General features: G+C 62.2%; 8 protein-coding genes. 6 read left to right on the top strand and 2 right to left on the bottom strand.

Features of this window, described 5'->3' with window-relative positions; all coding sequences use genetic code 11:
- Entirely contained in the window at positions 1 to 1,005 is a 1,005-nt protein-coding gene (locus AC54AG_RS22680) for a GlxA family transcriptional regulator (protein WP_034753483.1), read from the bottom strand.
- Positions 1,006 to 1,120: 115 nt separating this feature from the next.
- Here AC54AG_RS22680 and AC54AG_RS22685 point away from each other — a divergent pair, with 115 nt between their 5' ends.
- The 3 genes from AC54AG_RS22685 to AC54AG_RS22695 all read left to right on the top strand — a co-directional run bounded on the left by AC54AG_RS22685 (position 1,121) and on the right by AC54AG_RS22695 (position 5,399).
- The gene (locus AC54AG_RS22685) at positions 1,121 to 4,054 is read left to right on the top strand and encodes a polymer-forming cytoskeletal protein (RefSeq protein ID WP_034753484.1); all 2,934 of its coding nucleotides are present in this window, start codon (positions 1,121 to 1,123) and stop codon (positions 4,052 to 4,054) included.
- An 89-nt stretch (positions 4,055 to 4,143) separates the two neighbouring features.
- The gene (locus tag AC54AG_RS22690; RefSeq protein WP_496631637.1) at positions 4,144 to 4,842 is read left to right on the top strand and encodes a dienelactone hydrolase family protein; all 699 of its coding nucleotides are present in this window, start codon (positions 4,144 to 4,146) and stop codon (positions 4,840 to 4,842) included.
- Positions 4,843 to 4,982: 140 nt separating this feature from the next.
- A complete protein-coding gene (locus AC54AG_RS22695) occupies positions 4,983 to 5,399 on the top strand; it encodes an SRPBCC family protein (RefSeq protein WP_072457112.1) in 417 nt (138 codons plus the stop codon).
- Between the two features lie 122 nt (positions 5,400 to 5,521).
- Here the strand turns inward: AC54AG_RS22695 and AC54AG_RS22700 are convergent, their stop codons facing one another.
- Positions 5,522 to 7,138, bottom strand: coding sequence for a M28 family peptidase (locus tag AC54AG_RS22700; protein ID WP_496631638.1), 1,617 nt, complete (start codon positions 7,136 to 7,138; stop codon positions 5,522 to 5,524).
- Between the two features lie 135 nt (positions 7,139 to 7,273).
- On the opposite strand from AC54AG_RS22700, the gene AC54AG_RS22705 reads away from it, so the two are divergent.
- From AC54AG_RS22705 to AC54AG_RS22715, 3 genes are all read left to right on the top strand, one after another.
- Entirely contained in the window at positions 7,274 to 8,155 is an 882-nt protein-coding gene (locus AC54AG_RS22705; protein WP_070305464.1) for an alpha/beta fold hydrolase, read from the top strand.
- A gap of 200 nt (positions 8,156 to 8,355) precedes the next feature.
- Positions 8,356 to 10,518, top strand: coding sequence for a DEAD/DEAH box helicase (locus tag AC54AG_RS22710; RefSeq protein WP_051991450.1), 2,163 nt, complete (start codon positions 8,356 to 8,358; stop codon positions 10,516 to 10,518).
- Between the two features lie 437 nt (positions 10,519 to 10,955).
- Positions 10,956 to 12,611: a methyl-accepting chemotaxis protein gene (locus tag AC54AG_RS22715; RefSeq protein ID WP_072457118.1), complete on the top strand. Its 1,656-nt coding sequence runs from the start codon at positions 10,956 to 10,958 to the stop codon at positions 12,609 to 12,611.
- Positions 12,612 to 12,638: the final 27 nt, after the last annotated feature.

Below are 12,638 nucleotides of genomic sequence, written 5' to 3' on the forward strand. Positions count from 1 at the left end.
CTAGCGCGCCGTGCTGGAAAAGCGCTCGCGGTAATCGCGCGGCGTGATGGCGAGTTTCTTTTGAAACAGGCGGCGCAGCCTGTCCTCGCTATGCAAGCCCGCCTGCACGGCCACCTGTTTTAAGGAAGACACATTGTCTTCCAGCAAACGGCGCGCCACTTCGAAGCGGGCCGTGTCGATGAATTCCGTGGGGCTGGTGCCCGTTTCGCGCTGGAACACGCGCGTAAAATTGCGCTCGCTCATGGCCAGTCTGGCCGCCAGCAGCGGCACGGTGAGTTCTTCGGCAAGATGCTCCATGATCCAGCCCTGCAACTGGCGGATGGTCGGATGCGTCGTCATCTGGCTCGACAGGTGCACGGAAAACTGCGACTGGCCGCCGGGCCGCTTCAAATACACGACCAGGTCGCGCGCCACTTCCAGCGCGATATCGCGGCTGAAATCGTCTTCCACCAGGGCCAGCGCCAGGTCGATGCCGGCCGTCACGCCAGCCGACGTCCAGAATTTCCCTTCCCGCACGAAAATCGCATCGGCATTGACCTGTATCAATGGATAGCGCTGGCGCAGGCTGTCCACGGCGCTCCAGTGCGTGGCGGCACTCTTGCCGTCGAGCACACCGGCTTCGGCCAGGAAGAAGCAGCCCGTACACAGGGCCGCCAGGGTATCGATGCGCGGCGCCGCTTCGGCCACCCAGGCGGCGAGCGCGGGGATGTCCTGCAAGACTTGCTCGACGTGATGGCAGCCGACGATGACGGCCAAGTCGGGCAGGCGGCTGGCGTCGAGCGCCTTGCTCGCGTGCAGCGACATCAGCGTGTCCGATTCGACCAGGCCGATGGCCGTCGAGGCGATGCGCACGTCGTAGCCGCCGGGCAGCTTGCGCAGGCGCAGATGGGTGTTGGCATAGTCAAACACCTTCATGGCGCCGATGGCTTCGAGCGCCTTGAAGCCGGGATAGACGATGATGTCGACTGTGCGCAGGGGAAATTCTTTGGGGCTTTGCTTGATCATGCGATATGCGCGAGGGGGATAAATACTGCCATAATGCAACAACAGCGATGGCGTAGGTTAGCATGAAATAATCGGCGCGCCCGCTGGCTACCTACCCATCGGATTCCTGAATATCGTGCGCTTACTCCACTTTTTTGCCGCCCTGACATTGCTGCTGGGCTCATCCCTTGCCCACGCGGCCACGCTCAACTTCAATGGCGGCGCCGTCAGCGGCTGCGGCCTGAGCCAGGACGGTTTGCAATACACGTGCGCCTCGCTGGCGCTCGGTTCTACCGACGTCATCGTCATCGGCAGCGCGTATGGCGTGACAGTCAACAGTTCCTTGTCGATGAGCTACAACCAGGGCTTGACGATGAGCGGCAATGCCGCGCTGACGGTCAAGGGCAATCTCGACATCAAGGACATCAATCCGCCGAACCTGAAGGTGACGGGCGGAAACCTGACAGCCGAGGGCGGCACTTTCTTCCTGGGCGCGCAGGAACAGACGATTACGGCGAATATCTCCGCCACGACCATCAAGATGGGCTCGAACAACGTCACGGTGACGGGCAGGATCAGCGCCAAGGGGCCGGTGGAAATCGCCTCGGGTTCGGTCATCAACGGGCCCATCAGCGGCACCATCGTCAATATCCTGGCCGCCAATACCCGCATCCAGGGCGATATCACGGCGACCACTTCGCTGACCATCGGTTCCGGCAGCCAGGTGACGGGCAACCTGAAATCGCCGACGATCGACTTGAAGGCGTCCGGCCTGCTCGTCACGGGCGACGTGGAAGCCAGCAATTCCTTGTCGATCGCCTCGGGCAACGGCATCAAGGGCAATGTGGACGCCGGCGAGGTAACGCTCGACTCGTCCAACGCCTATATCACGGGCAACGCCAAGGTCGACCACATCACTCTGGGCTGGCAGGGCCGGGTGCAGCAAACCATCACCTGCAAAACCTATACACCGTCGTATCCGTGCAGCTGCGTGACGAACAACAGCGGCTGGGCTTTCAATGAACCGATGGGTCCAAAGTGCGGGCCGGGTACGCAGGCGGGGCCCCACCATTTCCAGATCGAGCATTCGGGCAATGCCCTGACGTGCGCGCCGCAGACGGTGACGGTGACGGCATGCGCGGATGCCGCCTGCAGCGCCAAGTACACGAACGGCGTGAATGTCACTGTCAGCCCTGGCGGCACGGCGACGCAGATAGGCAACACCGGCGTGGCGACGGCCAGCGTGCGCCAGTACACGGCCGGCACGGCCACCCTGAGCCTGACGAGCGTGCCCGGTACCACGGGCGCGCTCGTATGCAAGCGTGCTTCGGACAACAGCAGCAGCTGCGACATGAGCTTTGCGGCGACAGGCTTGACGGTCACTCCCGTCAATCATGTTTCTGCCAAGCTGCAATCGTTCAGTATCAGCGCCGTGCAGGCGCCCCCCAGTTCGACCCCGCAAGCTTGCGTGCCCCTGTTCAAAAGTACCAGCAAGAACCTGAATCTCGCTTGCAGCTATGGCAATCCCGCCAGCGGCACCCTGCCTGTTTTCGTGCAGGGAACCGGGGCGCTCGTGCCACTGGCATCGAACAGCACCAGCGCCTGCGGCACGGCGGGCGCGAACGTCAACCTGGCGTTCAACGACCAGGGCGTCGCCACCGCCATCATGTCGTATGCGGACGTGGGACAGCTGAATTTGAAGGCCACCTATACGGGGTCGGCCACAACCGGCGACGCCGGCTTGAGCATGACGGGCAGTGGCAAGGTTACCGTCGTGCCGGCCTCGTTCAGCGTCGTTGCCATCGCCAACCCCCAGCGCGCGGGCGCGCCTGTGGCGGTCAGCATGAGTGTGCTCAATAGTGTGGGCGCCGTGACGCCGAACTTCGGCAATGAAAAGCCGGCGGAGACGGTGCTGCCTTCGCTGTCCAGCCTGGTCAAGCCGACGACCAGCGAGATCGCCGCGCCGGACACACCAGCCAAGCCGGCCATGCAGGGTGGCGTGGTCTTCACGAATGGCAGCGTTGTCAGCAGCGACATGAACTGGCCGGAAGTGGGCACCATCACCATCGCTTTCAATCTGGCCAACCCCAACGGCTACCTGGATGCCAACCTTGCTGTGCCGGCCTTGCCCAAGGCTTCGGGCGTGAGCGGGGAGGTGCAGTTTATCCCGCACCACTTCATTACGGAACTGGTGAAAACCGGCGCTCCCGCCGGCATCGCCACGCCGTGCGCCGCACCGCTCACCTGCGCCAACGACGGGGAAAAAGGCCGCTACGCTTACTCGGGGCAGGCGATAGGCATGCGTGTGACGGCGCGCGCCTTGGGCGGGACGCCGACCAAAAACTATGACGACCGCGTCCCGAGCGTCCTGGCGCCCGTGCTGCTCGAAGGCCTCGATGCGGCCACGGGCACGATTTCCTTTCCGCCGAGTACCCCCGATGGCAGCAGCCGGCTTACCGATGGCAAGAAGGCGCAGACCACCATCACCGGCGTGGCGCCCGCGAAATTCACCCTCGGCGTTGCCCTTCCCATGGTCGCCTACCGTTTTCCGGGCAAGGCCGGCGTGCCGCTGAAGGTGGCGCCTACCGACGTGCGCTTGCGCGCCAGCAGCACCTATCCCGGCGGCGCCGTCGTCAGCTCAAGCTCGGCATTGATACAGAACGAGGCACGGATGACCGTGCTGTCGGGGCAATGGATGGTGCCCCACGGCTATGGCTCCGAATTGCTGCCAGTCAGGCTGGCCGTGCAAGTCCAGTACTGGAACGGCACGAAATGGGTCACGAATCTGCTTGACAACGTCAGTGCCTTGAACAAGTCGGACGTGTTGTTTGTCAATTGCAAGAAAACGCTGGACTGCGGCAAGCTGGCCGTTGATGACCGGATATACACCGTCACGCAAGGCGCACTGCCGCAAACCAATCTCCTGACCTTGCTGGCGCCCGGCGCCGGCAAGGCCGGCAGCGTGGATGTTTCCGTGGGCAGCCATCCCTACCTGGCCAGCACTGTGGGCACCGTCGTCTTCGGTGTCTTCAAATCGGGTCCCGTGATTTACCTGCGCGAGATGTATTGAGCCTGGACCAAGGGCGGGGGCAGAAAAGAGGAAAAACCAGTAACATGCCTGGCTGTGGCATTCCCCCCAACCTCAGACTGGAGTTTTCTATGAGCACAACTTCGCAGTGGATCGATATCGCCGGCCCGGACGGCAGCTTCCAGGCTTACCTGGCCGTGCCGCACGTGGGCAAGGGTCCCGCCATCATCCTGTTGCAGGAAATTTTCGGCGTCAACGAGCACATCCGCGCCGTGGCCGACCAGTATGCGGCCGATGGCTACGTGGTGCTGGCGCCGGACCTGTTCTGGCGCGCCGGCGCGCACATCGAGCTGGGCTATGACGCGGACGGCTGGAAGCGCGCCGTCGAGCTGATGCAGGCCACCGACAATCCGCAGGCCCACGCCGATATCGCCGCCACCGTCGCTGTCCTGCGCGCGCGTCCGGAAGTGACGGGCAAGCTCGCTTCGGTCGGCTACTGCTTCGGCGGCCGGCTGTCGTATCAGGCGGCCGCGGCTGGTCTCGTCGATGCGGCCATCGCCTATTACGGCGGCGGCATCCAGAACAAGCTGGACCTTGCCGACCAGATCAAGGTGCCGCTGCTCATGCATTTCGGCGGCCAGGACAGCCATATTCCGCCGGAAGCCGTGCAAAAGATCGCCGAGCGCTTCGAAGACCGCCAAGACGTGGAAATCCATATCTACCCGGGCGCCGAGCACGGTTTCAACTGCACCCACCGCGACAGCTACCAGCAGCGCGCCGCCGCCCAGGCGCATGGCAATTCGTTGATTTTCCTGGCGGAAAACCTGTAAGACAGCCACCCCAGGCTGGCCAGTTGCCATAGTTTGCTCAGCAGCAAAGCGGCATGGGCGCTAAAATAGCGGCTGTGCCGGGCAACTCCGGCCGGCCGGGCGCGGCGCCCGGCAAACCTGGATGAGGAACCGAATTAAAGATGGCCCAAGTAATTGTTTCTGTAACATTGGCGGCAAGCGCCGAACGAGTGTGGGATTTTATCGGCGGCTTCCAGTCGCTGGCTGAATGGTCGAGCTCGATCAAGACCAGCCTGTCCGAGCACGGCGGCCGCGTACGCCGCCTGAAAACCACGGACGGCGCCATCATCGCCGAACGGCTGCAAAGCTACAGCGAAGCGGACAAGAGCTACAGCTACACCATCGTCTCGGGCCCGATCCCCGTCAAGAACTACCGTTCCACCCTGCGCGTCACGGGCGAGCCAGGCGCGAACGAGTGCGTGGCCGAATGGTCGAGCGAATTCGACGCGGCCGAAGGCGTGGAAGAGGTCATGATCGGCGCGTTTCAGCATCTGTATGAAACGGCGTTTGTCGACCTGAAACGCATCATGGCAATCTGAAGCCGCGCAATCCGGCATCCCACCGGCGCTAACATACGTGGCTGTGCCGCTAATCCGACCTACGGGATTGTGGCCGGCACGCTTGTAAAAACACCGGCACAGGCCGGTGTTTTTCATGATGCCTAGCGCTTGACCTTCCCAAACGCTTCGCCCTTGTTCCACACCGGCAAATTCTTGTCGTTCGCCACTTCATAGCCGAGGTTCAATGTAAATTGCGCCTGCTGCACCATGCCCGACAAGTCCCACGACGGGTTGTACTCATCGGTGACCTGGTGGTAGTCCTTTTTAAAGGCGACCAGGCGCTCGCCCGACGCTTTCGGCTCCTGGACGAAGTCGAACGAGCCGTCGCCGGAAAACACTGCCGAACCCACGTTGAAGGCGGGTACGCCAGCCTTGGCAAACGCAAAATGGTCGGCCCGGTAAAACGCGCCGGACAGGTCCGGGATCGTCGGTGCCAGACGCAGGCCCATGCGCTTGGCGACCTTGGCGGCGCTCGCGTACAGGCTGCTGCGCTCGGCGCCGGCCACGCCGATGTCGTGCGTCTTGCCGACAAAATTCATGCTGTCGAGGTTCAGGTCGGCGGCTGTCTTGGCCAGCGGCCACAGGGGCGCGCGCGTGTAGGCCGTGCTGCCCAGCATGCCCGTTTCTTCGCCGGCCGGCCACAGGAAGATCTGCGTGCGGCGCGCCGGCTGTTTCACGGCCACTTGCGCCATGGCCAGCAAGGCCGCCGCGCCCGACGCATTGTCGATGGCGCCGTTGTAGATATGGTCGCTTTGCCCGGCGCGTTGGCTGCCTTCGTCATCCTTGCCCAGGTGGTCCCAGTGGGCCGAGTAAATGACGGCCTCGTCCTTCAATTTCGGATCCGTGCCCGGCACGATGCCGGCCACGTTGAATTGCTCGATGCTGCGTACCTGGCTATCGAGCGCCACCTTGACCGTGGCGTTCAGGGCCACGGGGCGGAACGCGCGCGTTTCCGCCTGCGCGCGCAAGGCGTCCAGGTCCTGTCCGCCGGCCTGGAACAGCGTGCGCGCCATGTCTTGCTGCAGCCAGCCTTCCATCGCATTGCCCGCACCGGCCAGGTTGAAGCGTTCATGGCCGAAACCGTTGGCCGGTACCGACCAAGGATACGAAGCCGATGCGGTCGTGTGTATCAGCAGCACGCCGGCGGCGCCCTGGCGCAGCGCTTCCTCGTACTTGTAGACCCAGCGGCCGTAATAGGTCAGCGACTTGCCGGCGAAGCGCTGCGGTTCGGCGCTTGTGGGTTGCGGGTCGTTGACCATCATGATGACGAGCTTGCCCTTCAGGTCGACGCCCTTGAAATCGTCCCAGTTTTCTTCTGGCGCGCGGATGCCGTAGCCGGCGAACACGACGGGCGCATCGAACGCCACTGTCTGCTGGCCATTTGCCGCGCCAAAGACGATGTCCTTGCCGAAGGCGGGAGACAAGGTCTTGCCCCCCGCGCTGAACGTGACTTTGCTCGATGGCAAGGCCTTGCTGCCGACGATGGTCAGCGCCTGGCGGTACGTGCCATCCTTCAACGGCTGCAGGCCGGCCACGGCCGCCTGCGTTTCCAGGTAACGCACGGCCAGGTCGCCGCCGCGCTGGCCCGTGCCGCGTCCTTCCAGTAAATCGTCGGCCAGGAAGGACAGGTGGGCGCGCAGGGGCGCTTCGGCCACGAGCGGTTGGGCGAGGGCGGCCGTGCTGAACAGGCTGGCGGCGAGGACGAGGGGAAAGCGCATGACAACTCCAAAAGTGAATACGGGAAAGCAAAGCAGCGACAATCTTACTCTACCGCAATGCCCTGGCGTAGCGCGCGGCGTGCGCGGGCCAATTGCGGCCACAATGGCTGCTCGTCTACCGACAAGGAGCGTTCCATGACTGCCACGAACTTGCAATCGAGCAATACCCTGCGTACCGCCGACGGTACATTGATCCACTACAAGGACTGGGGCAGCGGCCCGCCCGTCGTCTTCAGCCACGGCTGGCCATTATCGTCCGACGCGTGGGAAGACCAGATGTTTTATCTGGCCTCGCGCGGCTACCGCGTCATCGCGCACGACCGGCGCGGCCATGGCCGCTCGAGCCAGCCGTTTGACGGCAACGACATGGATACCTATGCCGACGACCTGGCCGCCCTGATCGACGCGCTGGACTTGACGGGCGCCACCCTCGTCGGCCACTCGACGGGCGGCGGCGAAGTGGCGCGCTACATCGGCCGCCATGGCACCGGGCGCCTGGCCGGCGCCGTGCTCGTGGGCGCCGTGCCGCCGCTGATGCTGCAAACCACGGAAAACCCGCTGGGCTTGCCCCTGTCCACATTTGACGCCATCCGTGCCGGCGTGCAGGCCGACCGCAGCCAGTTTTTCCAGGACTTGAGCGAGGCCTTCTATGGCTACAACCGGCCCGATGCAAAGCCGTCGCAGGGCGTGCGCGACGGTTTCTGGCGGCAAGGCATGCAGGCGGGCATGCCAGCATCCTACCTGTGCATCAAGCAATTTTCCGAGACGGATTTTACGGCTGACCTGGCCAAATTCGACGTGCCGACCCTGGTGATCCATGGCGACGACGACCAGATCGTGCCGATTGCCGCCTCGGCGCGGCGCACTGCCGAACTCATCATCGGCAGCAAGCTGCTCGTGTATGCGGGCGCGCCGCACGGCCTGGCGACGACGCACAAGGACCGGCTGAACGAGGACTTGCTGGAATTTTTGCGCCACTCGGTCGATGCGGCAAGCAATATCGAGGCGCATCTGTAAAGTAGTCGAATCTATTGCAAAACATATAATATTGCTTGGTTTTTGCACCAATTGCGTGCGGATCGCCGATTTTTCTGCGTTTTAGACTGCAAAAAATGGCGTTCTGCCGCCCCGTTCCACCCGGTAAGGTCCAGTAAAGAGTAAACTAGCGGATACACTCTTTCGCATTGGGCGATTCGAGCGAACTTGTGAGTGATTTCATGTCTGATACACCAATTTCCTTATTTTCCGACCTTAACCTGAGCGAGCCGCTGATTCGCGCGCTCAAGGATGTCGGTTACGAAACACCGTCGCCTATCCAGGCGGCCACGATTCCATTATTGCTCGCGAACCGCGACGTGCTGGGCCAGGCGCAAACGGGCACGGGTAAAACCGCTGCCTTCGCCTTGCCGATCCTGTCGCGCATCGATCTGAAACAAAGCTCACCCCAAGCCCTGGTCCTGGCACCGACGCGCGAACTGGCCATCCAGGTCGCCGAAGCGTTCCAGGTGTACGCCGCCCACATCCCCGGCTTCCACGTGCTGCCGATCTACGGCGGCCAAAGCTACGGCCCGCAGCTGTCGGCCCTGCGCCGCGGCGTGCACGTCATCGTCGGCACCCCAGGCCGCGTCATCGATCACCTGGACAAGGGTTCGCTCGACCTGTCCAAGCTGAAAACCCTGGTGCTCGACGAAGCCGATGAAATGCTGCGCATGGGCTTTATCGACGACGTCGAACGTATCTTGAAAGAAACCCCGGAAGGCCATCAAACGGCGTTGTTCTCGGCCACCATGCCTTCCGTCATCAAGCGCATCGCCACGACCTATCTGGTGAACCCGGCCGAAGTGACGGTCGCCGCCAAGACGGGCACGGCCGACAACATCCGCCAGCGCTACTGGCTGGTGTCGGGCATGCACAAGCTCGACGCGCTGACCCGCATCCTGGAAGCGGAAGCGTTTGACGGCATGATCATCTTCGCCCGCACCAAGCTGGGCACGGAAGAGCTGGCCGGCAAGCTGCAAGCCCGTGGCTTCTCGGCTGCCGCCATCAATGGCGATATCCAGCAAGCCCAGCGCGAGCGCACGATCCAGCAGTTGAAAGACGGCAAGATCGACATCCTCGTGGCAACCGACGTGGCCGCCCGCGGCCTGGACGTCGAGCGCATCAGCCACGTCGTCAACTACGACGTGCCGCACGATCCGGAAAGCTATACCCACCGCATCGGCCGCACGGGCCGCGCCGGCCGCAGCGGCGAAGCGATTTTGTTCATCACCCCGCGTGAAAAGAACTTGTTGAAAGCCATCGAACGTTCGACCCGCCAGCCGATCGGCATGCTGGAACTGCCAACGATCCAGGCCGTCAACGACGTGCGTATCGCCAAGTTCAAGGAGCAAATCAGCGAAACCCTGGCCCTGGGCGAACTGGAACAGTTCCAATCGCTGATCGAAGATTTCGAACGCGAACAAAACATTCCCGCCATCGAAATCGCCGCTGCCCTGGCGAAGATGGCGCGTGGCAATACGCCGCTGCTGCTGGACAAGAACAAGGCGCGCGAGCAAGCCACGTGGCAAGACGACCGTCCAGTGCGCCAAGACCGTTTTGACCGCCCTGAGCGCAGTGACCGTTTCGAGCGTAATGACCGCTTCGACCGCAACGAGCGCAGCGAACGCCCGGCCTTCCCGAAAAAGGAACGTATCCAGCGTCCAGCCGACGCCGGCATGCAGACCTTCCGCATTGAAGTCGGTCATCAGCATGGCGTGAAACCAGGCAATATCGTGGGCGCCATCGCCAACGAAGCGGGCATCGATTCGAAAAACATCGGCCGCATCGAAATCTATGACGACTACAGCGTCCTGGACTTGCCGGACAGCATGCCGAAAGAATTGCTGGACCAGCTGAAAACCGTGTGGGTCGCGGGCCAGCAGCTGCGCATCAGCCGCGACGGCGACGCGCCGGACCTGGCGCCGCCAGCCGCGCCGCGCAAGCCGTTCGCCGCCAAGTCCGCGCCAGCGTTCAAGGATGCGCCAGCGGACGCGGGCGACGCAGCCCCTGCGCCGCGCGCGCCGAAGAAGGAACGTCCACGCCCAGGCGTGACGGCTTACCGCATCGAAGTGGGCCGTGAACACGCCGTGACGCCAAGCAACATCGTCGGCGCCATCGCCAACGAAGCGAACCTGGAAGCCAAGCATATCGGCCGCATCGATATCTTTGACAATTACAGCGTGCTGGACCTGCCTGAAGGCATGCCGCCGGAAATCCTCGACCACCTGAAATCGGTCGTGGTCTCGGGCCAGAAGCTGCGCATCAGCCTGGACGATGGCACGACGGAGCGCAAGCCTGCGCCGCCGCGTCCGAAGTCGCCACCGCGCAAAACCTTTAAGTAAGCCATCCCCACGGGCGCTCCGGCGCCTGTGTCGCGGATTGGAGACAGTTCCCCCACTGGCGCATTCGCGCCAGTTTTTATTTTCCCTCAAGAAATGAATATTGTTACCGCGCTATGGTTGGTAGCAGGCGTCGCCACGTGCCGGCCATTGCGCCAGTTCCCTTGCGCCTTTTTGTCGGAGCATACGCCGTATTTATTGCCTGCTTCGCCGATAAATAATTTTTTATTAATTATTGTGTCTGCGCGCAATTTGAATTTTGCATTCAATAAAATCAATCAAGTTGAATCAAAGTAAATTCTAAAACATAAATGAATTAGCTTTTATTAAATTGTTTGACCAGTGTCACTGTCGCCGGGACGATATATCATGGGTGCTTGATGTGGTATATTGTTTTTATGATTTTGTTATGCTAGTTGAAAAAAAATAGAGGAGCGACGATGCGGGTCAATACGCCTATCACGCAAAATGAATACGTATTAAATGAAGGCATGACGATTGTTTCCACGACGGATTTACAAGGAAACATCAATTACGCCAATCAGTATTTCATTGAAGTCAGCGGTTTTTCAGAAATGGAACTGCTGGGTGCGCCACAGAATATTCTGCGTCATCCCGATATGCCGGCCGAAGCGTTTGCTGACCTGTGGGATACCATCAAGACGGGCATGCCATGGACCGGCATGGTCAAGAACCGCTGCAAGAATGGCGATTTCTACTGGGTCTTCGCCAATATCACGCCCGTCATCGAAAACGGCCGCCCGATCGGTTATATGTCCGTGCGCACCAAGCCCACGCGCGAGCAGATCAACGAAGCGGCAGCCCTGTATAAAAGTTTTAAAGACGGCAATAGCGCCAAGCTGGCGATCCGCAATGGCCGCGTCGTGCGCCAGGGCTTGGCCGCCAAGCTGGCCGAGTGGCGCAAGCTGACCCTGTCGCAAGACCTGGCCCTGCATTGCATCGTCTTTGGCGTGGTGCTGGCCATCCTCGGCTGCGCCGTGTGGAATATCGACGGCGACACGAGCACGGCCACGCGCAGCTGGCTCAGCGGCGCTGCCGCCGCGGCCGTGGCGCTGATGCTGTATTTCTGGGCCCATTTGCACAATTCCCTCGTTGCACCGCTGGGTGAGGCCATCACGGTGGCGCGCAAGATGGCCGGCGGCGACTTGACGGGCGTCATCGACAAGGTGCGCGACGACGACATGGGCCAATTGATGGCGGCCTTGCGCCAGACGAATATCAACCTGCACAGCATCATCGGCGACGTGCGCGCCAACTTCGAGGATATCCGCGTCACCACGGCCGAGATCGCCACGGGCAATATGGATTTGTCCAGCCGCACGGAATCGCAGGCTTCCAGCCTCGAGCAGACGGCGGCCAGCATGGAAGAGCTGACTTCCACGGTGCAGAACAGCGCCGACCACGTGGACACGGCCAATAAGCTGGCGGCGCAGGCGTCTACCGTCGCGGCCAAGGGCGGCACCATCGTCAGCGAAGTGGTGACCACGATGGACGAGATCAGCACCTCGTCGCGCAAGATTCTCGACATCATTGGTCTCATCGACGGCATCGCCTTCCAGACGAACATCCTCGCCTTGAACGCGGCAGTGGAAGCGGCCCGCGCGGGCGAGCATGGCCGCGGTTTCGCCGTCGTGGCCGGCGAAGTGCGCAGCCTGGCGCAGCGCTCGGCGACGGCCGCGAAAGAAGTGAAGAACCTGATCGACCATTCGATCGCCACCGTGAATGCGGGCAGCGTGCTGACCAGCAATGCGGGCGCCACCATGACGGAGGTGATCGCCTCGGTAGCCCGCGTGACGGAAGTGATGGACGAGATTTCCTCGACCACGCGCGAGCAGAACCAGGGCATTGGGCAAGTCAACCAGGCCGTCATCCACATGGATGGCATCACGCAGCAGAATGCGGCGCTGGTGGAACAGGCGGCCGCAGCCGCCACCAGCCTGGCGCAGCGCACCGACAGCGTGGCCCAGTCGATCGGCATCTTCAAATTGAAGGCCTCGCCCAAGCGCAAGACGGCTGGCGTGGGGCGCAGCGTGGGCGCGGGCGTGGCGGCAAGGGCCTTGCTGAAGGCACGCTAATTACCCCAACGGCGAAAGGCTGGGATC

Source organism: Janthinobacterium sp. BCJ23, assembly GCF_059617945.1.

What these genes read in the sequence shown, in the direction of transcription:
- AC54AG_RS22680 (WP_034753483.1), bottom strand. Translation starts at nt 1,005, where the DNA reads ATGATCAAGCAAAGCCCCAAAGAATTTCCCCTGCGCACAGTCGACATC.
- AC54AG_RS22690 (WP_496631637.1), top strand. Translation starts at nt 4,144, where the DNA reads ATGAGCACAACTTCGCAGTGGATCGATATCGCCGGCCCGGACGGCAGC.
- AC54AG_RS22695 (WP_072457112.1), top strand. Translation starts at nt 4,983, where the DNA reads ATGGCCCAAGTAATTGTTTCTGTAACATTGGCGGCAAGCGCCGAACGA.
- AC54AG_RS22700 (WP_496631638.1), bottom strand. Translation starts at nt 7,138, where the DNA reads ATGCGCTTTCCCCTCGTCCTCGCCGCCAGCCTGTTCAGCACGGCCGCC.
- AC54AG_RS22705 (WP_070305464.1), top strand. Translation starts at nt 7,274, where the DNA reads ATGACTGCCACGAACTTGCAATCGAGCAATACCCTGCGTACCGCCGAC.
- AC54AG_RS22710 (WP_051991450.1), top strand. Translation starts at nt 8,356, where the DNA reads ATGTCTGATACACCAATTTCCTTATTTTCCGACCTTAACCTGAGCGAG.
- AC54AG_RS22715 (WP_072457118.1), top strand. Translation starts at nt 10,956, where the DNA reads ATGCGGGTCAATACGCCTATCACGCAAAATGAATACGTATTAAATGAA.